Here is a 25,289-nt window from a genome sequence, read left to right as displayed (position 1 = left end):
AATTTTAACATCATTCTAAAATATTTCTTAATGAAATGATAAAGTAATTGTTCCTAAAAATCCAATACTTAATTTTGAAAAATGATTTTAAAAAAACAGCATTTTACCTTATTTCTTTTCTTTTCTTTCAGTATATTAGGAACATTTGATCTATTTGGCCAAAAAAAAATTAATACTGTACGAATTAACGAAACCATTTCAGTTGATGGACAATTAGATGAAGCTGTTTGGAGAAATGCTTCGATAGCTAGAGATTTTATAATGCTTGAACCGGAGAACGGTGTGCCGGAATCTCCCGACAGAAGATCAGAGGTAAAAGTGATTTATGATGATAATGCAGTTTATATTGGAGCAATTTTATACGACAACGATCCATCCAAAATAGAAAAAGAAATTACCCAACGGGACAATTTTGGCACTGCCGATCATTTTGGCATTTTTATAAACGGTTTTAATGACGGCCAACAAGATTTTCGCTTTTTTGTCTCCGCCTCTGGAGTTCAAATGGATTGTTTAGCAACCGAAAACGGAGAAGATTTCTCTTGGGATGCCATTTGGAACAGCGAAGTAAAAATAACCGACTTTGGTTGGGTGATTGAAATGGAAATCCCTTATGCAGCTTTACGTTTTTCTAAGGAAAAAATACAAAAATGGGGTGTAAATTTCTTCAGAGAAATACGTCGATTTAGACAAAAAATAACTTGGAGTAAAATTGATCGGGCCGTGGGCTCCGTCATTAACCAAGCCGGAATTTTAGAGGGCATTGAAAACATCAAAACCCCAACTCGACTCTTTTTTATTCCCTATACTTCGGGCTATGTGGAATCTAATGATTTGGGAACAGAAAGTACTTTTAAAGCGGGAATGGACATCAAATACGGTATTAACGATTCGTTCACTCTAGATGCAATCTTAGTTCCTGATTTTGGTCAGACCGCCTTTGATAATGTGGAACTTAATTTAGGCCCTTTTGAACAACAATTTAATGAAAATAGACCTTTTTTTACAGAAGGAACCGATTTGTTTTCCAAGGGAAATTTGGTTTATTCGAGAAGAATTGGCGGACCTCCATCAACATCGCCATCAGCCAATGAAAACGAAACAGTTGAAAATTATCCCAATACGGTAAATCTTTTAAATGCTTTGAAAGTTTCGGGAAGAACTTCTGAAGGCCTAGGAATAGGTTTTTTAAATGCTATTACCGAAAAAACGTATGCCAGAATTCGAAACAACGAAACGAATGAAATTCGAGAAGAATTGGTAGAACCTTTGTCCAATTATAACATATTGGTTTTTGATCAACGCTTTAACCAAAATTCATCCGTTACATTCATTAACACGAATGTAACTCGAGTTGGTGATTTCAGGGATGCCAACGTAACTGGAATTGTATATAATGTCAATTCGAAAGGAAATAAATATAATTTTTCAGGAGACTTAAAAATGAGTAGTATTTATGATAATGCTAATGGAAATGGCTATTCAACGTATATTAATTTTGGCAAAACGTATGGAAAATACCGCTATTCTATAGCTTCGCTATATGTTTCTAAAGAATTTGACATCAATGATTTAGGCATCAACTTTATAACGAATTATCATAATGTTGCTGCAAATTTTAATTATCGGATTTTAAATCCGACCAAACGATATAATTCCTTTAGACTAAATGCGAATTATTACTTAGAACTTGAAAACACTACCGGAAAAGCACAAGATCATTGGATAAATATGAATATCAATTCCAGCACTTTAAAAAATGATTTTATTGGTTATGGCTTTTTAGTAAGTCCATTTGTAACCTATAATTTTTATGAATCCAGAGTTCCCGGAAGACCATTGGCTTTTCCGGCTAGTGGCAATGCTTGGATTTATTTCTCATCCAATTACAATCGAAAATTTGCGTTAGACATTGAACCTTCAATTCGAATTTTTGATCAGAAAAACCGATTAAATTATGGCTTATTCGTTAGTCCCAGATACCGATTTAATGACAAACTAACGTTGATTTATTCAACCAATTTTAATCGTCAAAACAGTGATATGGGTTGGGTAGATTTTTCAGAAAACGATATTATTTTGGCCGAAAGAAATCGAACTACATTCACCAATACCATCTCCGGAAAATATGCCCTTAACAACAAAATGACGTTGAATTTAACCACACGACATTATTGGTCTTTTGCCGAAAATGTTCAGTTTCACACCTTATTGGAGGATGGAACTTTTACACCAAACAACAATTACACAAACAATAAAGACGCTAATTTTAATTTGTGGAATTTTGATTTGTCCTATTCGTGGTGGTTTGCTCCGGGAAGTCAAATAACCGCTTTGTATCGAAACAATGCTCAAAACTTTTCCACCGAAATTAATAAAAGTTTTGGATCAAACGTTGGCAATGTTTTTGAAGATAATTTAAATCATGTTTTTTCGGTGAGTTTACGCTATTTTATTGATTATAACAAAGCTAAAAATTGGTTTAAAAAAGTGTAAATCATTCTTTCAGAAAGCCGTGTTTCATTATCTTTGCTTAAAATTTTTCCTAATGAATAAGAAAGTTATCCTAATGATTTTAGATGGATGGGGACATTCTCCCGATCCAAAAGTATCTGCTATTGATCATGCCAACACACCGTTTATTGACTCTTTATATAAAAATTATCCTCATGCAGAATTGAGAACAGATGGTTTAAATGTAGGACTTCCGGAAGGTCAGATGGGAAATTCTGAAGTTGGTCACATGAATTTAGGAGCCGGAAGAATTATTTATCAAGAACTAACACGTATTAATTTGGCTGTTCAAAACAAGACCTTGAACAACGAAAAAGTGTTGCAAGAAGCTTTTCACTACGCCAAAATAAATCATAAAGATGTACATTTTTTAGGATTGGTTTCAGACGGTGGAGTGCATTCACACATCGATCACGTAAAAGGTTTGGTAGATGCAACACAAGATTTTGGCTTACAAAACGTTTACATACATGCGTTTACCGATGGCCGTGATGTAGATCCAAAATCAGGAATTCGATTTATATCTGAATTGGAAAATTATTGTCAAAACACCACTGCCAAATTAGCTTCTATCGTTGGTCGCTATTATGCAATGGACAGAGATAAAAGATGGGAAAGAGTTAAATTAGCTTACGACTTGTTGGTGAATGGAATTGGAAATCATTCTAACAATGCAATTAATTCTTTACAAGATAATTATGCGAAAGATATAACCGATGAATTTATTCCGCCGATTGTAATGGTTGATGAAAATGACAAACCTGTAACCACTATTAAAAACGGAGATGTTGTTATTTTCTTTAATTTCAGAACAGACAGAGGTAGACAGCTAACAGAAGTTCTAACCCAATTTGATTGTCATGAACAAAACATGCATCAATTGGATTTGTATTATGTAACGTTGACTAATTATGATGAAACGTATAAAAACATCAAAGTAATTTACAATAAAGATAACATCACCGAAACATTGGGAGAAGTTTTGGAAAAAAATCACAAAAAGCAAATTCGTATTGCTGAAACAGAAAAATATCCACATGTAACCTTCTTTTTTTCAGGCGGTCGAGAAGAACCTTTTGAAGGCGAAACCCGTATTTTAAGAAACTCTCCAAAAGTAGCCACTTATGATTTGAAACCTGAGATGAGTGCTTTTGAATTAAAAGACGCCCTCATTCCTGAGTTAAAAAAAGGAGAAGTTGATTTTGTTTGTCTAAATTTTGCAAACGGAGATATGGTTGGTCATACCGGCGTAATGGAAGCGGCAATTAAAGCATGCGAAGCGGTGGATATTTGCGTAAAAGAGGTCATTGAAACGGCTCTAGCAAATGATTACACCACAATTGTTATTGCCGATCATGGTAATTGTGAAACGATGATTAATCCGGATGGCTCACCAAACACTGCCCACACCACAAATCCGGTTCCGGTAATTTTGGTTGACACCGAATTAAAAACAATTCATAATGGTGTGTTAGGAGATATTGCTCCAACTATTTTAGCTCTTATGGGAGTAGAACAACCGGAGGCCATGACTAGGCATTCCTTATTATAAATTACATTGAAATCAATTTACAAACTTTTCTTTTTCATTTGGATTTTTTCCATTACAAACACCTTTGCTCAAGGTGGTGCCCCATCTTGTGCTGAATTTCAAGCAAATTTCGAAGCCTATCAATCTTGTGCAACCAGTATTCCCTTTCAAAATTCAGTTGGAGGAAACAATGAAAATTTTAATACAACCTGTATCAATGAAAACTTTCAAGGCCCAACTTGGTTTTTTATTAAAATACAAACCCCGGGAAATATTATACTGCAAATTAATCAAGTAGGTAACAATGGAGCGGGGACAGACGTTGACTTTGTGCTTTGGGGTCCATTTAACGACTTATCTAATGTTTGTAGTCAATTAAATATTAATAATGAAGTAGATTGTAGTTGGCTACCCGATAGTGTAGAAATTGTAACCATCCCCAATGGGCAAGTGGGTGAGTTATATGTTTTACTGATTGACAACTACTCTAATGTGCCGGGAGAAATTACCATCTCTCAAATTGGCGGAACCGGAAGTTCTGATTGTAGCTTTTTATCTTCAGTTGATATTACAGATGAATCCGGAAATGAAATTACACAAACTGATTATTGTAAACCGGAAACAAAAAGTATAACCGCTACCATTGATGTGACCGACTTTGACGGAAATCCATCCGATTTACGGTTCAATTATTCCTGGTATCGTAATGGCGTTTTGCTAACGTCGATAACAAATAGCACCGTTAGCACTAACACTTTAGCAAACATATCGGAATCAGGCACATACAAGGTAGAAACAACTACCTATGATAGTACCGACCCAACTGTTGATCTCACTAATTTACCAGTTAGTGAGGATGAAATTGAATTGAAATTTTTTATTTTACCTGATGTTTCGATTCAAAATTCTACTTCAAATTGTTTGAGTGATAATCCAATTCTGCAAAGTACTATTTTGAATCAAAATCAATTTGATTCCTTTGTTGATAATCCAATTTATCAATGGTATAGAAATGATATAGCCATTTTTGGTATTTCAAATGACAGTTTTTCACCTGTACTACCAGGAAAATATACTTTAGGAATAAAAAATGGTGGCTGTAACGAAGTTTTTTCGAACTCCATTTTTATTTATGATACACCACAAGTAACAATTTCAGACACTACTGCAATTTGTGATAATGACAGTTATACTATCACCTCAACCCTTGCAAATAGTGGAAATTTAAATAACTTAACGTACCAGTGGTACCAAGACAATAATCCTATTGTAGGTGCAAACACTTCCGTATTATTAGTTTCAACCGCTGTTCAGGCAAATAATTCTACCGCCAATTATTATTTGGAAGTTACAGAAGAGGGAATTTGCGTAGGAAATTCTAATACAGTTTCTGTACAAATAAATGCTGTTCCAATACTCAATCCAAATCCTGTGATTATTGAACAATGTGATTACATCTCACCCAATAACGACGGAATTGCAACAACTAATTTAACCGAAGCATATGGCGAAATCACTAATAATGTAGCCGGTTTAACCTTGTCTTATTTTCTAGACAGTAGTTTAACACAACCTATTTTGAATCCGGAAGCTTTTGTTAATACCACTGCAAATCAAACCATTTATGTGATTGCCGCAAATGAAAATGTTACCCCAAACTGCACCTCAAGTTCAACAGCTACCATTGCTTTAACTGTAAATCCAACGAGTCTATCTACCTATCCGAATATGGCTTCGGTCTGTCCGGTTTTAAATCAAAATTACGGATTAGTCAATTTTTCTCTACAAGAAAATAATATTCGAACCACTTTTTTTGGTGGTAATCCTGTTGAAATTACGTTCTATTTAACCGCGATTGATGCTTCTGTAAAAGCAAATCAATTAAATGATTTATCTCAAATACCAATAGGTATTCAAACCATTTACACACGAATTGAAACAAATAATATCTGTGAAGGAGTGGGTACATTTCAGGTAGAGATTAAAACTCCACCATTACAAAACAGTATTACTTCAATTGCTTTGTGTGAAAATGAATCCGTTGTATTGAATAGTTTTGACGCAGAAGCTTTGCTCAATCAAAATCCAACAGTACAAACTTCGTATTTTAGAACATTTCTAATGGCAGAGAATAATTCTAATGCTTTAAATAAAAATATTCCACAGGCTTTTCCGGCAGGAAATAACACCATTTTTGTGCGTTTATTTGATACAGCTACACAATGTTTTTCGATTGTTAATTTTACGATTGCTGTTTTTCCAAATCCAATAATTTATACACCAAACGAAATCTCTATTTGTGGGGATTCAATTGCGACTTTTGATTTAACCCTCAGAAATAATCAAATAACTGATGGGAATTCAAATTATCAAGTGTTTTACTTTGAAACACTAGCCGATTTAACTGCTGATAATTTCATTTCACAACCGGATGCATATCAATCTACTTCGAAAACTATTTTTGTAAAAGTAATTGATCCAACTAACAACAACTGTTCTTCAATGACTAATTTAAGTTTAGCTGTTGTGACAATTCCCGGAAGCACAATCAACCCAACTCCTATAGAAAAATGTGATGATAGTGGATTTTTTGCTTTTGATTTAACTGAGCGAATTACTGAAATAATTGGCTCTTCCAACAGTAATGAAGTAGATATTCGCTTTTATGAAAGTTTTAATGGAGCCCAAAACAATAATAATTCATTTATTCAAAATCCAACAAGTTTTATAAATACTTCTAAAGATTTCCAAAAAATATATGTTCGTGTAACAAGCACTACAAATTTTGACAGTGAGTCGGGAGTTGCATGTTATCGTATTTTGGAATTAGACTTGTATGTTCGTCCGTTTCCGGAAAATAATTTAAGAACATTTCCTTATTATATCTGTGTTGATGAAAGTGGAAATATATTAAATGAAGCCTTGATCAGAACGTTGCTTAACGAAACCGATTACACTTTTGAATGGTTTACCGAATTTGATGCACTTATTGGAAATGAAATCCCTGGAGAGTCATTGAGTGTATTTTCTACAGATATAGAAGGAAATTTTTCTGTTCTAGTAACAAATATTTCTAATAGTGCCCTTTGTTCTAGTGTTTTTAATTTTACGACTATAAAAACATTGGCTCCAAATGTTGTTACCATTTCTCCGCAAAACCTTATCGCGTTTGAAAATGAAAATACCATTACGGCATCTGTTACACCGGCATCTGATGATTATGAATATTCCATTATTCCGGATTTGTGGCAAGAAAGTCCGATTTTCACCAATATTCCGGCCGGTGATTTAGTCTTACGGGTTCGAAATAAATTTGGTTGTGATGAAATAAGCACCACTTTTACTGTGTTAGATTTTCCAAACTTTTTTACTCCAAACGGTGATGGATTCAATGATACTTGGAAAATTATTGGTTCTCCCATCATCGAAATTAAGCACATCTATATCTTTGATCGTTATGGAAAATTACTCAAAGAAATTGGTCAAAACGGAAACGGTTGGGATGGCACTTTTAACGGAAGACCAATGCCGTCGGATGATTATTGGTTTAAAGCCGTTTATAACAAGGAAGGAATTGAACAGGAATTCAAATCTAACTTCAGCTTGAAACGCTAGAATTGTTTCGGTAAATTATAAATTTAAGTCCTGCTTCGGTGGGACTTTTTTTTTACTCTTACATCTATAACTATTAAAATTAAGTTAATCATTTTCAAAGTTAATAGTAATACTATTAACTTTGAATCATAAATTTAAGATTATGCATAATTTGGTAAACAATCTAAATATAGTTATAAACGAAAAGTTATTTGTTAAAAATCCTCAAACCTCTGAATTAGGTAAAAAAATAATTGAACAGAGCATTCTATTAATTGATGAAATAGGGTTTGATTATTTTACTTTCAAAAAACTTGGTGAAAAAATAAATTCCAATGAAAGTTCGATTTATCGTTACTTTGAAAACAAACACAAATTATTACTTTATTTATCCTCGTGGTATTGGTCTTGGATGGAATATAAATTAGTCTTTGCAACAATAAATTTAACTAATCCAATAGATAAACTAAATAAGGCAATTCATGTTGTTACACAACCTATTGAAGATGATTTAGCAACTCCTTATATCAATGAATCAGTATTAAGTAGAATTATTATAACAGAATTTTCTAAAACTTTTTTAACCAAAGAAGTAGATGAAGAAAATAAAGAAGGATTTTTTTTGGTTTATAAGCGAGTGGTAAATCGGCTAATAGAGGTGATTGAAGAAGTCAACCCAAATTATCCTTTTTCAAAAAGTTTAGCTTCTACTGTCATACAAGGCTCATTATATCAAAATTTTTTAAAAGATCACTTTAAAACTATCACAAACTGTTCAGAACAATTATCTGCGACACATTTTTACAGTCATTTAGTTTTAAAACAACTACAAAACCCATGAAAGATAACCTATCATTAACTCCATTTAAAAGATTTATAAATCTCTTAAAACTTGACAAAAAAGACATTTACCAAGTTTTTTTCTATGCCATTTTTTCTGGTATTGTAAGTCTATCTTTACCTCTAGGTGTTCAGGCCATTATCAACCTTATTCAAGGTGGTCGTGTAAGTTTATCATGGATTATTTTGGTAATTGTTGTGATTTTAGGCATTATATTCAACGGTGTATTACGATTAATGCAACTCCGAATTACAGAAATTGTTCAACAAAAGATATTCATTCGCTCATCATTTGAATTTTCATATCGATTTCCAAAAATCAAATACACTGAGTTTCACAATAATTATCCACCTGAACTTGCTAATCGCTTTTTTGATACAATAACAGTTCAAAAAAGTGTTGCAAAGCTAATTTTAGATTATTCTGAATCATTATTACAGATTGTTTTTGGTCTGCTATTACTATCAATTTACCATCCCTTGTTCATACTTTTTGGACTGTTACTTTTCATTGTATTGTATTTAATTTTTAGAATTTCTTTTGAAAGCGGATTAAAAACGAGTTTAGAGGAATCAAAATACAAGTATAAAGTTGCTCATTGGATTCAGGAAATTGCTCGAAACTATTTTGGTTTTAAAAGCAAAATCGAATCTGAATTCGCTATGAGCAAAAATAATACACTTGTAGCCGAGTATCTCAACTCAAGAGAAAGTCATTTTGATATCATTCAAAGACAATTTATTCAGTTAATTGGATTCAAAGCTCTTATTTCTGCTGGGTTGCTTTTGATTGGAGGATACCTCGTGATAGAACAACAATTAAATATAGGTCAGTTTGTAGCCGCTGAAATCATTATTCTTTTGGTCATTAATTCTGTTGAGAAGATTATTGTTGGATTAGAAACATTTTATGATGTCTTAACCTCTATCGAAAAAATAGGTCAGGTTGTTGATATGGAAATTGAAGCGGAAGACAATTCTCAAAGTAATTATTGTTACAAGAATATTCAGTTTGAAATAGACCAACTCAACTTTGCTTTTCCTGACTCAAACAAAAAAATTTTAAACTCAATTTCACTGCAAATCAAGCAAGGAGAGAAAATATATTTAGACGGTAAGAACGGATCCGGAAAAACAACTTTACTACGCATTTTGGCCGGATTAATTCAAAATGATGGAAGTTCAATTTACATTAATGATGAACATTACAATAAAATAAACATTGGACAATACAGGTCACAAATTGGAATCATTACGCAGGGACAAACTCTATTTGAAGGTTCAATTTCAGAAAATATAACATTTAATAATCCAACCATCTCTACCGAAAAACTGAAGTTAATCTTAGAGAAAATTAAACTCGCTGAAGTAATCAAAAAAATGCCAAAAGGATTAGATGAAAAAATTATTACAGAAGGAAAACAACTACCATCTTCTTTAACAGAAAAAATTCTCTTGGCGAGAGCAATTGTAAACGATCCTTTAGTTTTGTTTTTAGAAAATCCGTTTGATAAAATGGATGATGATGAAAGTAAAGAAATCATCGATTTTATCTTATCAAATGAAAATAATTGGACAGTAATTGTAACTTCTAAAAATAATTATTGGAAAGAAAAATGCAATCGAATCATAACACTAGATAAAGGTAAATTAATTTCAGACACAAAATAACTATGCTGAATATATCACGAAATAACATAAATGAGAAAGTAAATCTGACTCGTTTCAATACCATTCAAAAATTGAGTGAAAGAAGATACTTCAAAACATTCAATCGTTTATTGATGTGGTTTATGATAGGCACTTGTTTGTTTATTTTGCTTCCATGGACACAAAATATACAAGGTTCCGGATTTGTAACTACCGTTTCGCCGGAACAACGTCCGCAAACCATCCATACAGCAATTGCCGGACGTATCGAAAAATGGTATGTTTCAGAAGGACAGTATGTAAACAAAGGCGATACAATTCTTTTTATCTCGGAAATAAAAGAAGATTATTTTGACCCTAATTTGGTTGATAATACTGAAAATCAGATGAAAGCAAAAATACTTTCGGAAGAATCATACCAAGGAAAAGCCAACTCACTTTCCACACAAATTGCAGCAATTGAGCGGGAAAGAATATTAAAACTTGAACAAGCCAAAAATAAAATTGAGCAATCGTTACTTAAAGTAAAAAGTGATAGCATGGATTTGGAAGCCGTAAAAACGCAACTTAAAATCGCTCAAACACAGTTCAATCGGTCACAAGATTTAAATAAAGAAGGTCTAAAACCAATGACTGATGTAGAAGATAAACGCTTGAAATTACAGGATGCTGAAGCTAAAATCATTACTCAACAAAATAAGCTGTTAAGTTCTAAAAATGAATTAATCAATGCACGTGTTGAAATCAATCGAATTACAGCGGAATACACTGATAAAATTTCAAAAGCTCAAAGTGAGCGGTTTACAGCATTAAGTAATCAATTTGATACAGAAGCTCAAGTGAATAAATTACAAAATCAGGTAACCAACTATAAAATTAGAAATGAGCTCTACTACATTAAAGCTCCACAAAATGGCTATGTTAACCGTGCTCTACAATCCGGTATTGGCGAAACTATTAAAGAAGGAACTCCAGTTGTAAGTATTATGCCTTCCAAATACGATATTGCTGTTGAAACCTACATCGACCCAATAGATATGCCGCTCATACATAAAGGGGAAAAAGTACGCATTTGGTTCGACGGTTGGCCAACAATTATTTTTAGCGGTTGGCCCAATTCATCCTATGGAACTTTTGGCGGAAAGATTGTTGCGACTGAAAATTTTATTAGTGCAAACGGAAAATATCGCGTCTTGATAGCTCAAGACCCGGAAGACAAACCTTGGCCTAAGGAACTAAATATTGGAGCAGGTGCTCAAACTTTTGCTTTGTTAGATAACGTACCTATTTGGTATGAACTATGGCGAAAACTAAACGGTTTTCCTCCCAATTTTTACACACCAACAGCAACAGATGAAACTAAAAAATAGACTTTCGATGAAAAACAAAATCTATGTATTATTGTTGTTTTCAGTTGTTTCTTGGTCTCAAAATTTGGCAACAGATTCAATTTTGACTTTGGATGCTTATTTAGGTTATGTGAAACAATTTCACCCGTTGGTAAAACAAGCCAATTTAGAAGTAAGCCAAGCTCAAGCCGGAATCATTGCTGCAAGAGGGGGATTTGACCCAAAAATTGAGGTGGATTATGAAAACAAACAATTTAAAAATTCTGAATACTTTGATTTATTAAATTCGACTTTTAAAATCCCAACTTGGTTTGGAATTGAAATTAAAGCCGGTTTTGATCAAATGGAAGGTATTTATCTTAATCCACAAAACACTGTTCCGACTAACGGATTGGCAATGGCAGGAATTTCAGTTCCCATTGGGCAAGGTTTGTTGATAAATGACCGAATGGCCGATTTGAAAAAAGCCAAAATTTACAATAATTTATCACAGGCTGAACGCGACTTGGAAGTGGCCAATGTTCTTTACACAGCTTCAAACAGTTATTTTAATTGGTATAGAAATTATAACGAATACAAGCTCTATGAAACTTTTTTAAAGAATGCTCAAATTCGTTATGATGGTATAAAAGGATTAATCATTGCCGGTGATCGTCCCGCTATTGACAGCATTGAAGCTGGTATCTTGATCAAATCCCGTAAATTAAGTTTAGAACAGTCACGCTTAAAATTACTTAAATCAAAGTTAGAATTGTCGAATTTTTTATGGTTTGAAAACAATTTACCGTTAGAATTACAAGACGGCATTTCACCTGAAACCGAATTAGAAAAAAAGGTTGAAAATACATTAAAAACAAACGGATTATTATTGGCTGATATTGACTTTCAAAACCATCCAAAAATACGTTCTCTACAAAATAAAGTATCTATTTTAGAAGTGGAAAAACGTCTTAAAGGCGATTTGTTAAAACCTACTATTAATTTAAATTACAATTATTTATCGGAACCCAAATTTATACGTGATTTTAATACCGTCAATTATAAGTATGGGATTAACTTTAGCTTCCCTCTTTTTCTGCGAAAAGAAAGAGGCAATTTTAAAATGGCTAAGTTCAAATTACAAGATGCAGAATTAGACTTGCAACTTGAAAATCAAGTACTACGTAATAAAATTGATTATCAATTGCAAGAAATTAATTCGTTGAAAGAGCAAATTGACATAGCAAATGAATTAGTAAATAACTTTACAACAATGCTTGAAGCCGAAGAACGAATGTTCTTTTTTGGAGAAAGTTCCCTCTTTTTAATTAATTCGAGAGAGAATAGTTTACTAAGCTCTAGTTTACAACAAATAGACACCCAATTACGATTCTGTGTTTCCAATGCCGATTTGTTTAAATTAATTGCGAATCCGCTGTTTAATGAATAGTTAAGTTGATAAATAGATGTTTTAAGAGTTTAAAAGAAAATCCAGAAAGAATACCTATCTATTAAACTAATTTTTAAACTTCCATACTACAAAATCAACTAATTAACTTTTTAATTTCCATCATTTCATAGTATGCTTTGTCAATCCATTCACGGTGGTTGGGGTGAGCTATTTTTACCATTTCGGCTACGCGTTGTTTTAGCGTTTTTCCGTAAAGATTAGCTATTCCGTATTCTGTAACAATATATTGAACATGAGAACGAGTGGTTACTACACCGGCACCTTGCTTTAAATAAGGCACAATTCTACTTTCGCCTCTTTTGGTTTGCGAGGGTAGTGCAATAATGGCTTTACCACCAACACTTAAAGATGCCCCTCGCATAAAATCCATTTGACCACCTACTCCGGAATACATTTTTCCACCGATGGAGTCGGCACAAACTTGTCCGGTAACATCTACTTCGATTGCAGAATTTATGGCCACCATTTTGGGGTTTTTGCGAATTCTTGCGGTATCATTTACCGCAGAAGATTCTTTTAATTCCACGAAAGAATTATCGTCAACAAAATCATATAAACGTCTCGAACCCATTAGAAATGTTGCTAAAACCCTACCTCTGGTTGTTCCTTTATAATTGCAATTAATTACATCATTCTCAATTAAATCGATAACCCCATCGGAAAACATTTCGGTATGCAATCCTAAGTCTTTATGATTTGTTAACTTACTTAATGCTGCATTAGGGATTGAACCTATTCCCATTTGCAGAGTGCTTTTGTCTTCAATTAAGGAAGCTATATGCTCTCCAATAATTTCTTCTTCTTGCGTAAACGGTTCAATACCATGAGAATAAATAGGTTCGTTTACTTCTACTAAAAAGTCTATTTCAGACTCGTGTAAAATTCCATCGCCAAACGTTCTTGGCATTTGCGGATTTACTTGTGCAATAACAGTTTTTGCATTTTCGATAGCAGCCACCGTAGCTTCAACCGAAACACCCAAAGAACAATATCCATGTCTGTCAGGAGGCGAGACATGAATAAAAACAACATCTAAAGGCAACACATTTTTTCTGAATAAATTAGGTAATTCACTCAAAAAAACCGGGGTATAAGAACCATTTCCGGCTTTAAGCGTATGACGAACATTGGCTCCAATAAAAAAAGAATTCACATGAAAACTTGCCGCTAATTCCGGATTGGCATAAGGGGCATCACCTTCAGTGTGTAAGTGACAAATTTCTACATTTTTTAGTTCGGATGCTCTATTTGTTAGTGCTTTAGTTAAAACAGTTGGTGAGGCAGCAGCAGCCTGAACGTAAACCCTATCGCCGGATTTAACTACTTTTACGGCTTGCTCTGCGGTAACATATTTGCTCATAATTCCTAAATTTTAAACAAAGATAAGGGTGATTTTTGGTTTGAAAACTGATATTTCTCATTGTTTTTGCTGATTTTAGCCCCGGTAGTAGCGGAAAGCCTTTTGTCGGATTGTTGATTTTTTGTTAGCAAAAAAAGCGACTTCAGAAGCTCATTTATTGCTTTAGAAAAAACAACAAGACAAAAAAGCTTGCAGCGAATGACGGGAAATAGCTCCTGATAAAAAAAGATAAAAAAGTGTACCTTTGTGCCTTTAAAATTTGCGTATGATTATCCCAAAAACCAGAGAAGAAATTGAGTTGATGCGTGCAAGTTCACTATTAGTATCCAAAACACTAGGCATGATTGCGAAGGAAATCAAACCCGGTGTAACGACTTTATATTTAGACAAATTAGCCGAAGAATTTATTCGTGATCACGGAGGCGTTCCGGCTTTTTTGGGGTTGTATGGTTTTCCAAACTCGTTGTGTATGAGTCCGAATGCTCAGGTAGTCCACGGTATTCCGAATAACAAACCATTGGAAAGCGGCGATGTAATTTCGGTAGATTGTGGCGTTTTAATGAATGAATTTTATGGTGACCATGCGTATTCTTTTGAAATTGGCGAAGTAAGTCAGGAAGTAAAGAAATTATTGAAAGTAACTAAAGAATCTTTATACATTGGCATACGACAGTTTAAAGCTGGTAACCGTGTGGAAGATGTTGGAAATGCGATACAAACCTATTGTGAATCAAATGGTTATGGCGTAGTAAGAGAATTGGTTGGTCACGGTTTAGGAAGAAAAATGCACGAAGACCCTGAAATGCCTAACTATGGTAAAAAAGGGCGAGGTAAATTGTTTGTAGAAGGAATGGTTGTGGCTATTGAACCAATGATTAATATGGGTACCAAGAATATAAAGCAACTCAAAGACGGTTGGACGATTTTAACCGCCGACATGAAACCAAGTGCTCATTTTGAACACAATGTGGCATTGATTGATGGAAAACCGGAATTGCTTTCTACGTTTCAATATGTGTATGATGCGTTAGGGATTGTGAGTGATGAAGAGAAGGAGTTTAGGAGATCACCCTTGGTATTATGATAAAAAAAATATTCAAATTCATATTAAATAAAATCCCGCGACCATTATTAATTCGTTTGAGTTATGTGGCAAGACCAATTTTAGCTTTCTTATTAAAAGGAAATCGATTTACAGACCCGATTGATGGAAAAAGTTTTCGTATGTTTTTGCCTTACGGATACGGTAAGCAACGTAATAATGTTTTATCACCCAGTACACTCTCGTTAGAAAGACATCGTTTATTATGGTTATATTTAAATGAGGAGACAGACTTTTTTACAGTTCCAAAAAAAGTTTTGCATTTTGCCCCTGAACAAGCATTTTACAAACGTTTTAGAAATCTAAAGAATTTAGATTATACGACAACTGATTTGTTTTCCCCTTTAGCGGATGTTAAAGCGGATATTTGTAATCTTCCGTTTGAAGACAATTCGTATGATGTGATTTTATGTAATCATGTCTTGGAACACATTCCAGATGATACCAAAGCTATGCAAGAATTGTATCGCGTTTTAAAACCGGGCGGCATGGGTATTTTTCAGATTCCGCAAGATTTGTCGAAAGCCACAACATTTTCTGATGATTCCATTACGGATGAAAAAGAACGTGCAAGAATTTTTGGCCAGTACGATCACGTTCGCGTATATGGCAGAGATTATTTTGATAAATTAAGAAGCATTGGATTTAAAGTTATCGAAGAAGATTATACTTTGAAAATATCGCCTGAATTGGTGGAGAAATATTGCTTGGCAAAAGGAGAAATTATTCCTGTTTGTTTTAAATAAAAAAAGCCCACGATTAAAACCGTGGGCTAGTAAATAAAATTAAACCATTTTGAATTATTCTTCCGGCATTAACATGGCCACCACCTTATCTTTTGAAAGGTATTTTTTAGCCACGGCCTGAATATCTTTAGCAGTGACTGCATCGATTTTTTGTTCTACTTGTAAAATTTCATCTGCTGATACAGCATAGGTAAATGAACGTGTTAAATAAGACATCCAGTAATTATTCTGTTTGATTTTTTCTTTGTAGTCTAATTTTTCGGCTTCTTTGAACTTATTTACATCTTTCTCTTCCGGACCGTTCTCGATAATTTTGTTTAATTCTCTCAAAGCCGATTGTGTCAAAGTTTCTGCATTTTCAGGTCCGCAAGGGAAATTTATGGTAAAATTATAACTCCCATAAGGTACTTTACTCATGCTACCTCTTGCACTAGCACCATAAACACCACTTTCATTTTCACGAAGTTCCTCAATCAACTTTATGGTTAAAACTTCTCCGGCTGCTCTCAAAGCAAGAGCTTCTTTGGCGTCATACGAACAATCACCATAGAACATAATATTCACAGTGCTTTTCGGGTCCTTCCCTTTTTTAACTACTTTTTTTAAGTCACCTTTTTTCATTCTATATCCCAAATCAACCGCTTTTTCTGTTGTTCCGTTTGATGGTAAAGAGGCTAAATATTGGCTAGCGAACACTTCCAGTTTTTGTTCATCAATATTTCCAACAAAATAAAAATGGAAGTCTGCGGCATTTGCAAAACGTTCTTTGTATTTTTTATATGCTAATTCATAATCTGTTTTTTCCCAAGCAGCATCATCCGGTAAAATTCCCTTAAATCGCGGGTTATCTTGATTCAAATAAGTGTATAATTCATTTTGAAAATACATCGTAGGCATCGCTTTCATATTGGCCATGAAACCATTTTGCTTGATTTTATAGCTTTCAAACGCTTCTCTATCCATGTTTAAATCAGTAAAGTAAGCATAAACCGTTTGAAAAAGGTATTCTAAGTCTTTTGGAGTCGCTGAACCTCTAAAACCTTCTTGCGTTCCTCCCACATACGGATTTACGCGGGCAATTTTTCCGGTCATAAATTTATTGATGTCGTTTAACTTCATTCCTGAGAAACCTGCTTCAGTTAAACCGTTCATTGCCCATTGTACTTTTTCAAACTCATCATTCCCAATTAAATTGGAGCCTCCAAAACTTAGAGCTTCGAAAAGAATTTCATCATTTTTAAAGTCTGTTTTTTTGTAGGTAACTTTTGCTCCATTCGAAAGTGTCAATGTGATTGTTCCAATTTTATCGTTCGTTTCTTTCTTCGCGATTGAACCTTTTTTTACAGGATTACGCAATAAACTTTCCGCAACAGCTTCATCTACATAGGGAGTAATAGAAGATTTATCAACCTTTATTGAATTTAATACTTCTTGTTCTGTTGGTTTAACCATACCTTCTTTTTCAGGTCCGGTCAAAATAACAACTCTATTATCTTCTTTGATGTAACCGTTAATTAACTTGTTGGTTTCCTCAAGCGTAACTGTAGGCAATAGTTTTTGCATGGTTAAATAAGTCCATTCAATTCCTGGAACAGGATCATTTTGCAAAAAATTACTTTGGTATTCCCAAACATAATTTTCAGATTCTGTCTTATCTCTTTCATTGTATTGCTGCTCAATTTGGGCTAGAAACTCTGTTTTTGCCCTTTCTAATTCTCCTGCTGTAAATCCAAAAGCCTTTACTCTTTCATTTTCTTCAACAAGTAATTTCAAAGCTTCCAATTGTTTATCTTGTGGCACCATTGCGAAAGACTGAAATGCTTTTTTTGTTTTGGCATAAGTTCCACCATAATAGGAATAACCGAAGGTAAAAGGCGGATTTGGAGAGTTTCTCTTTTCTTCCAAACGATTGTTTAACATTGTTGCAAACAAGCCAATCGCTAATTCATCTCGCATGTCACCAACAGTTTTGACCACTTTAGGCTCATCATAATCTTTATAAAGCAATTGTACTTGCGTGAATGCAGCTTCCGGATCACTTTCTACAGCTACAAATGTTTCTTTGTGATTAGGCACATCGAATTTAATTCTAGGACGTTCGTTTTTAGGATTTTTGTATGAAGAAAAATGTGAAATAATTTTTTTCTCCATCTCTGCTACATCAATATCACCAACAACTATAACGCTCATTAAATTTGGTCTATACCAATCTTTATAGAAACTCACCACTTTATCATATGTAAAATTTTCTAAAATTTCTTTTTGACCAATGGGTAAACGTTTAGCATAGTGAGAATTATACATCATTTTGGGCATAAATTTCCCCATCATTCGTTTGTCTGCACCGAGACCGATTCTGTATTCTTCTAAAACGACACCTCGCTCTTTATCAATTTCCTCCGGAGTTAAGGTTGTATTAAATGCCCAATCTTCGATAATTTGAAAACCTTTTTCCAATTTCTCCGGATCATTGGACGGAATTGGAAGAAAATAAACCGTTTCATCAAAACTTGTATAGGCATTTAAATGCTGACCGAATTTTACTCCGATACTTTGTAAATAGTCAACCAATTCATTTTTTGGAAAGTTCTTAGTACCGTTAAAACACATGTGTTCCATGAAATGAGCCAAACCCTGTTGATCATCGTTTTCAAGAATAGATCCGGCATTAATAACTAATCGTAGATCAACTTTATTTTCCGGCTTTGAGTTTTTTCTAATATAATACGTTAATCCGTTCTTTAGTTTTCCGACTTTTACCGATGGATCCATCGGAATAGGACTGTCTAATTTTAGTTCTTGAGCAATAACCAAGGATGGTAAAGTCAACAAAAACAAGAATAGTTTGTTTAGTTTTTTCATAAAAAAATAATTAATGGATTGTAAATCTAAAGCTATAACTCTAAATGTTATAACTTATTATAGTTTATTTAACGAAAAAACCTACTTTTAGAATTATTCTAAAATAAGACTATCAAAATTAGGAGTTTTAAATTGTTGTATTGTATTTTGCTCATCCATATAAATCAGCAACACATACAAATCGTTTCTGTTTTTGAGAAAGGTTTGAGTTTGATTAAAATCCATCACCATAAAAGCAGTAGCATAGCCATCTGCATCTATGCAGTTTTTAGCCAATACGGTTGCACTTAAAATCTTACTTTGTTGAGAAAGTCCTGTTTTTGGATTAACAATGTGAACGAATTTTTCACCGGTAAGTGAATCGATTTTTACTTTCCGATAATTTCCAGAAGTGGCCATTCCTAAGTTTTCCAACTTGATTTTAGCGATTAAAGTGCGTTCTTCAGGTGATTGTGTGGGGTCATCAATACCAACAACCCAATTCTTATTTTCTTTGGTATTTTTTCCAAAAGCAACAATTTCACCTCCAATTTCAACGATACCATTTTCAATACCTTTTGACTTTAAAAAACTTACTACCACATCTACCGAATAGCCTTGTGCAATCGCGTTAAAATCAAAGTAGGTTTGCTGGAATTTTTTCGAAATGGTTCTGTTTTCATTCAATCGCACTTTATCAAAACCAACATATTGTAATAAACTATCTATTTTAGATTGATTTAATTCAATTTTCTTGTGGCTAGGACCAAATCCATAAGCATTGACTAAAACACCGATGGTGGGATCGAAAACACCATTGGTTTCTTGGTAAATTTTTTGAGAAGTTTTGAACGTTTCTACAAAAAAATCGTCCACAATAATTGTAGAATCACCTTGGTTGATTTTGGATATTTTTGAATCCGTTCGATACGTTGAAAGTGAATTATCAAAAGCCAACAACAATGAATCGATACTATTCCTGGTAATGATTTCATTATTGCTACAATATTTTACAGAATAAGTACTTCCTTGTGCTTCCCCTTGAATAATAAAAAGTCTATCTTTTACTTCTTTTTGACAGGAAAAAAAGAAGAAAAAAATAGCATATAAACTAAGTAATTTCTTTGATCCCATTATAATTGATAATATAATCTTCATTTTTATAAATTGGCTTTTCAAAATCAACTGCATTGGCTATCCCAACACCTGCATACAAAATTTTGGCTTTTAATTTTTGAGCATGTCGCTTAAATGTTTCCATCCATAAAACATCATAATCCTCGGGATTATCCGGATAATTATATACCGTTACCAATACAAAATGTAAGGTATTTGTAAGTTTGTCAACACACACAAACTGTGGATGTCGTTTCAATTGACTGTTTACAGCTATAAACTCAAAGCCTTTGGTTTCAAGTTCTTTTCCCACGTGGTTCATGGCGATGTTATGTAAATCTTGTTGCGATAAAACTTCCATGCTGTAAAATTAAGTAGAAATTAAAGAAACGATTCTTAAGAAAAAGAAAAAAAACCATTAAGGAATTAAGGAAATCAAGTATTGAAACTTAATATAACTTAACTACTTAATGGTTTAATTTAAAATCGTAGAAAAAAGTGAATTATCCTCCGAAGTCGTCGAAACGAATATTTTCAGGATCTAAACCAAAATCTTCTCCCATTTTTTGAACCGCTTTGTTCATCATTGGTGGCCCACAGAAATACAATTCAATATCTTCCGGGTTATCGTGTTTAGATAAGTAATTATCAATTACCACATTGTGAATGAATCCTACGAAACCATCTCCTTCTCCATTAACTCCATCTTTTACTTTCCAATTATCTTCTGGTAAAGGTTCAGAAAGTGCTAAGTAAAATTTAAAGTTAGGAAAATCTTTTTCTAATGCTCTAAAATGATCGGTGTAGAACAATTCGCGTTTAGAACGACCTCCATACCAATAGGTTACTTTTCTTCCTGTTTTCACAGTTCTGAATAAGTGATACAAATGTGAACGCATTGGAGCCATTCCGGCACCACCACCAACATACAACATTTCAGCTTCAGATTCATTAATAAAGAACTCTCCATAAGGACCTGAAACTACTACCGGATCACCTGCTTTTCTAGAGAAAATATAAGAAGAAGCGATACCCGGATTTACTTTTGCCCATCCGTTGATATTTCTATCCCATGGTGGAGTAGCTACACGCACGTTCAACATGATTTTTCTTCCTTCAGCAGGATAAGAAGCCATAGAGTAAGCTCTTTCGACCAAGTCGTCATTTTTCATTACTAAAGGCCAAAGATTGAATTTATCCCATTCTGCTTTAAATTTATCCGGTTCACCGGGATGTTCTTGTGGATGAGCCGTGATATCAATATCTGAATATTTTACTTCACATTTAGGAATCTCAATTTGAATATACCCACCTGCTTCATAGTGCATATCTTCGGGTAATTCCACAATAAATTCTTTAATAAAGGAGGCAACATTGTAATTTGAATACACTTTAGCTTCAAATTTTTTTATCCCGAATACTTCTTCAGGCACTTCAATAACCATGTTACTTTTTACTTTCACTTGGCATCCCAATCTCCAACCTTCTGCTAATTCTTTACGGCTAAAATGAGGTACTTCGGTTGGTAATGCTTCTCCTCCTCCATCAAGAACTTTGCATTTACATTGAATACAAGTTCCGCCCCCACCACAAGCTGAAGGTAAAAATATTTTGCTTGAACCTAATGTAGATAATAAGGTGCTTCCTGAACCTACTTCAATTTCATTTTCCCCATTAATTTTAATTTTTACAGGACCCGAAGGAACTAATTTTGCTTTAGCGAAAAGAATGATTCCTACCAAAGCCAATAATAAAATCATAAAGGCAATAACGGTAGTGGAAATTAATCCACCTGTACTTACTTCTAATGCTATCATTATTCCTGAGTATTATTTGTTAATGAATCATTTACTGTTGCAACAGAATCAATGATTTCTGATGCATTAGAAACTTCTTCTGTTGAAACTACATTTTCTACCACTTCTTTTTTGGGAGCAGGTTCATCACCACCGGTTAACATTCCACCAAAAGACATAAATCCGATAGCCATTAAACCTGTTAAAATAAAAGTCATCCCCAAACCTCTAAATGCGGGTGGTACATTTGAATATCTTATTTTTTCACGGATAGCACCTATTGCAACAATAGCAAGAAACCAACCAATGCCGGAACCCAAACCATAAACAGTTGCTTCGGTTATATTGCCAAACTCTTTTTGTTGCATAAACAAAGACCCTCCAAGAATAGCACAATTTACGGCAATAAGTGGTAAAAAGATACCCAATGAGTTGTATAATGCTGGAGCAAATTTTTCAACTATCATTTCTACCAACTGTACCATTGTCGCAATGGTGGCAATAAACAAAATAAAAGTTAAGAAACTTAAATCATAATCAGCATATTCTTGGCCCATCCATACTAAAGCACCCGGGCGGAGAATATATTGATCTAACAAATAGTTTAACGGTACAGTAACCAACATTACAAAAATAACAGCCGCTCCTAAACCTACAGCAGTTGATACTTTCTTAGAAACCGCTAAGTACGAACACATCCCTAAGAATGTGGCGAATACCATATTATCAATAAAAATTGATTTTAAAAATAACTCTAATAATTCCATTTTCTTAGTGTGTTTCTATTAAGTTTTTATTTCTTGAACGTTGGAAACCAATGATTAATCCTAATGTAATTAAGGCCATTGGTGCCAACAACATAAAACCATTATTTTCATATCCTGTTGCATACAAACCGGTTTTTTCAACAGGATCTCCTAAAACCGGAATACCGAATAATTTTCCAGAACCTAACAATTCACGAAAGAATCCCACGATAACCAAAATTAATCCGTAACCCGCTGCATTTCCAACACCGTCTAAGAAAGATTTCCAAGGTGTGTTTCCAAGTGCAAATGCCTCAAAACGCCCCATAATAATACAGTTGGTTATGATTAACCCTACGAAAACCGAAAGTTTTTTTGCTAAATCCGGCACATAGGCTTTTAAGGTTAAATCTACAATAATTACCAAAGCAGCCACAACTACTAACTGAGCAATGATACGAATGGAAGAAGGAATTACATTACGCATTAAAGAAATAACTACGTTACCCACTCCCAATACAAAGATTACAGACAAAGCCATAATCACAGAAGCGTTAAGTTCGGCCGTAATTGCTAAAGCAGAACAAATTCCTAATACCTGAACCGTTACCGGATTGTTATCCGTTAAAGGGTCTTTTACTAATCCGATGTTTTTCTTTGAAAACAAGGGTTCTTTTTCTGATGTATTAGCCATGGTCTATTTTTTTAAAGTTTCAAAATACGGCAAGTATAAACGAATGCCTGAGTTAATCATTGCTCCCACTCCATTTCCTGTAATAGTTGCTCCCGAAATTGCATCTACTTGATTATCTGTTTTATCTTCATTGTTAGGGTCACCGTTTGACTTAGAAATTTCAATTCCTTTAAAATTTCCAGTTGCATCAAAAAGGTTTTCGCCTTTGAAATCATCTCTAAAGAAAGATTCAGTGATATTAGCCCCTAAACCCGGAGTTTCTGCTTTGTGATCAAAATAAACTCCATTTAAACTTTTTAAATCATCATTAACAGCAATATAACCCCAAATGGCATCCCAAAGTCCATTGCCTCTCACTGGTAAAATGTAAATTGTTTTTCCTTCTTTTTGAGCTACAAATAATGGTAACCGTTGAGTTTCACCTTTTTTTGCAGCTTCTTGTTCTTTTTTCACATCAATTAAATAGGCCATAGCATCATCACTAACTTCTGTTCCTGAGATGACTTTTTGTTCTTTTATATACTGACTGAACATTTCTGAGGCATTGGAGCGATTAGCATCAACACCAATAGCTGATAAAATATCAATCTGAGCTTTTACTTGATCATTTTTAACTCGAAGGTCTTTGGTAAAATTCGCAAAGAAAGCTAACAAAGCCCCAACCACTACAACTAAAACTACCGCAAAAATTATAGTATATCCGTTTGAATCTGTACGTTTTGCTGACATAATATTAAGTGGTTTTAACTTTTAAACGTTTCATTCTTCTTTTCACATTTGCTTGAACCACATAATGATCAATGGTTGGTGCAAAAACATTCATTAAAATAATAGCCATCATTACTCCCTCCGGATAGGCAGGATTGAACACGCGAATCATTATACTGAAGAATCCAATTAAGAAACCGTAAATAATTTTTCCTGTTGCCGTTTGAGCTGCTGATACCGGATCGGTAGCCATATAAACGATACCAAAAGCAATACCACCTACAATTAAATGTTGCCAAAATGGGAAAGCCATCAAGCTGTAGAATTTACTAGATTCAGTAATTACTCCTGCATCTACAATATTATTGAAGATTAATCCCATAACGGCTGCTCCAACTACTGCAGAAATCATAATTCTAGCACTTCCGATACCTGAGGCAATTAAGATTGCAGCACCAACTAAAATTAAAAACGTAGAAGTTTCACCCACAGAACCCGGAATAAATCCAAAAAACATATCTGAAACGGAATAACCAACTTCTTTATTTGCGGCTAATGTTCCCAACACTGTTTCTCCCGAAATAGCATCAGTACCTGTAGCATTTTTTACACTATCTACAGCTCCGTGAACCCAGACTTTATCTCCAGACATCCAAGCTGCCCAATTGAAAAATAAGAAAGCTCTAATAGTTAAGGCCGGATTTAAGACATTCATTCCTGTTCCACCAAACAATTCTTTCCCAATAATTACCCCAAATGCTACGGCAACTGCCAACATCCACAAAGGTAAATCTATCGGCATTATTAAGGGAACTAACATTCCGGTAACGAGATACCCCTCTTCTACTTCATGTTTTTTTACAGTAGCAAAAATGAACTCAATTCCAAGTCCAACACCATACGATACAGCAAGCATCGGTATGATTTTACTAAACCCTACCCAAAAGTTGTCTAAATTCCAAAACTCAGTTGAAAAGAAAGACATTCCGGAGGGGAAACCGTTAATTTGTCCATAATGCTGAAACCCCGCATTAAACATTGCAAAAATCAACACCGGCACCATTGCCATGATTACAGTATTCATTACCCTTTTTAAATCTGCAGCATCCCGTACATGAGCACCTGAATGAGTAGTAATATTAGGCATGTAAAGAAATGTATGTAACGCATTGAAAGACTGTTCCATCTTTGTGCCACGGTACTTTTCTTTTAAATTATGTAAATTTTGTTTTAAACTCATTTTATGAAATTT

The 25,289-nt window shown here is 34.0% G+C and carries 18 protein-coding genes; 9 read left to right on the top strand and 9 right to left on the bottom strand.

The genetic code is table 11. From position 1 onward, the window contains the following. The first annotated feature begins 81 nt into the window (after positions 1-81). From R2782_RS09895 to R2782_RS09865, 7 genes are all read left to right on the top strand, one after another. Positions 82-2,496: a DUF5916 domain-containing protein gene (locus R2782_RS09895; RefSeq protein WP_371268073.1), complete on the top strand. Its 2,415-nt coding sequence runs from the start codon at positions 82-84 to the stop codon at positions 2,494-2,496. Between the two features lie 52 nt (positions 2,497-2,548). After that, positions 2,549-4,066, top strand: a complete 1,518-nt coding sequence (gene gpmI / locus R2782_RS09890) for a 2,3-bisphosphoglycerate-independent phosphoglycerate mutase (RefSeq protein ID WP_371268072.1) — start codon at positions 2,549-2,551, stop codon at positions 4,064-4,066. 6 nt (positions 4,067-4,072) lie between these two features. Beyond that, positions 4,073-7,660: a T9SS type B sorting domain-containing protein gene (locus R2782_RS09885; RefSeq protein WP_371268071.1), complete on the top strand. Its 3,588-nt coding sequence runs from the start codon at positions 4,073-4,075 to the stop codon at positions 7,658-7,660. A gap of 142 nt (positions 7,661-7,802) precedes the next feature. Further along, positions 7,803-8,480: a TetR/AcrR family transcriptional regulator gene (locus tag R2782_RS09880; RefSeq protein WP_371268070.1), complete on the top strand. Its 678-nt coding sequence runs from the start codon at positions 7,803-7,805 to the stop codon at positions 8,478-8,480. After that, a complete protein-coding gene (locus tag R2782_RS09875) occupies positions 8,477-10,150 on the top strand; it encodes a peptidase domain-containing ABC transporter (RefSeq protein ID WP_371268069.1) in 1,674 nt (557 codons plus the stop codon). Before R2782_RS09880 ends, R2782_RS09875 begins: the two co-directional genes overlap by 4 nt. Positions 10,151-10,152: 2 nt before the next feature. Then, entirely contained in the window at positions 10,153-11,499 is a 1,347-nt protein-coding gene (locus R2782_RS09870; RefSeq protein ID WP_371268068.1) for an HlyD family secretion protein, read from the top strand. A gap of 7 nt (positions 11,500-11,506) precedes the next feature. Continuing rightward, complete coding sequence (locus tag R2782_RS09865; RefSeq protein ID WP_371268067.1) at positions 11,507-12,907, top strand: TolC family protein; 1,401 nt, start codon at positions 11,507-11,509, stop codon at positions 12,905-12,907. Between the two features lie 94 nt (positions 12,908-13,001). Here R2782_RS09865 and R2782_RS09860 read toward each other — a convergent pair whose 3' ends face one another. Continuing rightward, a complete protein-coding gene (locus R2782_RS09860) occupies positions 13,002-14,288 on the bottom strand; it encodes an acetyl-CoA hydrolase/transferase family protein (protein WP_371268066.1) in 1,287 nt (428 codons plus the stop codon). Positions 14,289-14,553: 265 nt separating this feature from the next. On the opposite strand from R2782_RS09860, the gene map reads away from it, so the two are divergent. Further along, positions 14,554-15,372, top strand: coding sequence for a type I methionyl aminopeptidase (map, locus tag R2782_RS09855; protein ID WP_371268065.1), 819 nt, complete (start codon positions 14,554-14,556; stop codon positions 15,370-15,372). Then, positions 15,372-16,136 carry a class I SAM-dependent methyltransferase gene (locus tag R2782_RS09850; RefSeq protein ID WP_371268170.1) on the top strand — a complete coding sequence of 255 codons (765 nt, stop codon included), beginning with the start codon at positions 15,372-15,374 and terminating at the stop codon, positions 16,134-16,136. The genes map and R2782_RS09850 overlap by 1 nt, the downstream gene beginning before the upstream one ends. A 54-nt stretch (positions 16,137-16,190) precedes the next feature. On the opposite strand, the gene R2782_RS09845 is transcribed toward R2782_RS09850, so the two are convergent. From R2782_RS09845 to R2782_RS09810, 8 genes are all read right to left on the bottom strand, one after another. Further along, positions 16,191-18,998: a M16 family metallopeptidase gene (locus tag R2782_RS09845; RefSeq protein ID WP_371268064.1), complete on the bottom strand. Its 2,808-nt coding sequence runs from the start codon at positions 18,996-18,998 to the stop codon at positions 16,191-16,193. A 93-nt stretch (positions 18,999-19,091) separates the two neighbouring features. Next, positions 19,092-20,135 carry an FAD:protein FMN transferase gene (locus tag R2782_RS09840; protein ID WP_371268063.1) on the bottom strand — a complete coding sequence of 348 codons (1,044 nt, stop codon included), beginning with the start codon at positions 20,133-20,135 and terminating at the stop codon, positions 19,092-19,094. Next, a complete protein-coding gene (locus tag R2782_RS09835) occupies positions 20,089-20,454 on the bottom strand; it encodes a Na(+)-translocating NADH-quinone reductase subunit F (protein WP_371268062.1) in 366 nt (121 codons plus the stop codon). Before R2782_RS09835 ends, R2782_RS09840 begins: the two co-directional genes overlap by 47 nt. Before the next feature lie 142 nt (positions 20,455-20,596). Next, positions 20,597-21,910: an NADH:ubiquinone reductase (Na(+)-transporting) subunit F gene (nqrF, locus tag R2782_RS09830; RefSeq protein WP_371268061.1), complete on the bottom strand. Its 1,314-nt coding sequence runs from the start codon at positions 21,908-21,910 to the stop codon at positions 20,597-20,599. Further along, positions 21,910-22,656 (bottom strand): NADH:ubiquinone reductase (Na(+)-transporting) subunit E, encoded by a 747-nt coding sequence (nqrE, locus tag R2782_RS09825; protein ID WP_371268060.1) that lies wholly within the window; start codon positions 22,654-22,656, stop codon positions 21,910-21,912. Before nqrE ends, nqrF begins: the two co-directional genes overlap by 1 nt. 4 nt (positions 22,657-22,660) lie before the next feature. Continuing rightward, complete coding sequence (locus tag R2782_RS09820) at positions 22,661-23,329, bottom strand: NADH:ubiquinone reductase (Na(+)-transporting) subunit D (protein ID WP_371268059.1); 669 nt, start codon at positions 23,327-23,329, stop codon at positions 22,661-22,663. A gap of 3 nt (positions 23,330-23,332) precedes the next feature. Then, a complete protein-coding gene (nqrC, locus tag R2782_RS09815; RefSeq protein ID WP_371268058.1) occupies positions 23,333-24,058 on the bottom strand; it encodes an NADH:ubiquinone reductase (Na(+)-transporting) subunit C in 726 nt (241 codons plus the stop codon). 4 nt (positions 24,059-24,062) lie between these two features. Further along, positions 24,063-25,277 carry an NADH:ubiquinone reductase (Na(+)-transporting) subunit B gene (locus R2782_RS09810; RefSeq protein ID WP_371268057.1) on the bottom strand — a complete coding sequence of 405 codons (1,215 nt, stop codon included), beginning with the start codon at positions 25,275-25,277 and terminating at the stop codon, positions 24,063-24,065. Between the last annotated feature and the right edge of the window lie 12 nt (positions 25,278-25,289).

Source organism: Flavobacterium sp., from assembly GCF_041392085.1.
Taxonomy (GTDB): Bacteria; Bacteroidota; Bacteroidia; order Flavobacteriales; family Flavobacteriaceae; genus Flavobacterium.
Note: the sequence above shows the minus strand (reverse complement) of the source record. Positions and strands in the feature narration are given on the sequence as shown.

Bases quoted from the DNA above. Each gene is read 5' to 3' on its own strand.
- R2782_RS09895 (WP_371268073.1), top strand. From the start codon at position 82: ATGATTTTAAAAAAACAGCATTTTACCTTATTTCTTTTCTTTTCTTTC.
- gpmI (WP_371268072.1), top strand. From the start codon at position 2,549: ATGAATAAGAAAGTTATCCTAATGATTTTAGATGGATGGGGACATTCT.
- R2782_RS09880 (WP_371268070.1), top strand. From the start codon at position 7,803: ATGCATAATTTGGTAAACAATCTAAATATAGTTATAAACGAAAAGTTA.
- R2782_RS09875 (WP_371268069.1), top strand. From the start codon at position 8,477: ATGAAAGATAACCTATCATTAACTCCATTTAAAAGATTTATAAATCTC.
- R2782_RS09870 (WP_371268068.1), top strand. From the start codon at position 10,153: ATGCTGAATATATCACGAAATAACATAAATGAGAAAGTAAATCTGACT.
- R2782_RS09865 (WP_371268067.1), top strand. From the start codon at position 11,507: ATGAAAAACAAAATCTATGTATTATTGTTGTTTTCAGTTGTTTCTTGG.
- R2782_RS09860 (WP_371268066.1), bottom strand. From the start codon at position 14,288: ATGAGCAAATATGTTACCGCAGAGCAAGCCGTAAAAGTAGTTAAATCC.
- map (WP_371268065.1), top strand. From the start codon at position 14,554: ATGATTATCCCAAAAACCAGAGAAGAAATTGAGTTGATGCGTGCAAGT.
- R2782_RS09845 (WP_371268064.1), bottom strand. From the start codon at position 18,998: ATGAAAAAACTAAACAAACTATTCTTGTTTTTGTTGACTTTACCATCC.
- R2782_RS09840 (WP_371268063.1), bottom strand. From the start codon at position 20,135: ATGAAGATTATATTATCAATTATAATGGGATCAAAGAAATTACTTAGT.
- R2782_RS09835 (WP_371268062.1), bottom strand. From the start codon at position 20,454: ATGGAAGTTTTATCGCAACAAGATTTACATAACATCGCCATGAACCAC.
- nqrF (WP_371268061.1), bottom strand. From the start codon at position 21,910: ATGATAGCATTAGAAGTAAGTACAGGTGGATTAATTTCCACTACCGTT.
- nqrE (WP_371268060.1), bottom strand. From the start codon at position 22,656: ATGGAATTATTAGAGTTATTTTTAAAATCAATTTTTATTGATAATATG.
- R2782_RS09820 (WP_371268059.1), bottom strand. From the start codon at position 23,329: ATGGCTAATACATCAGAAAAAGAACCCTTGTTTTCAAAGAAAAACATC.
- nqrC (WP_371268058.1), bottom strand. From the start codon at position 24,058: ATGTCAGCAAAACGTACAGATTCAAACGGATATACTATAATTTTTGCG.
- R2782_RS09810 (WP_371268057.1), bottom strand. From the start codon at position 25,277: ATGAGTTTAAAACAAAATTTACATAATTTAAAAGAAAAGTACCGTGGC.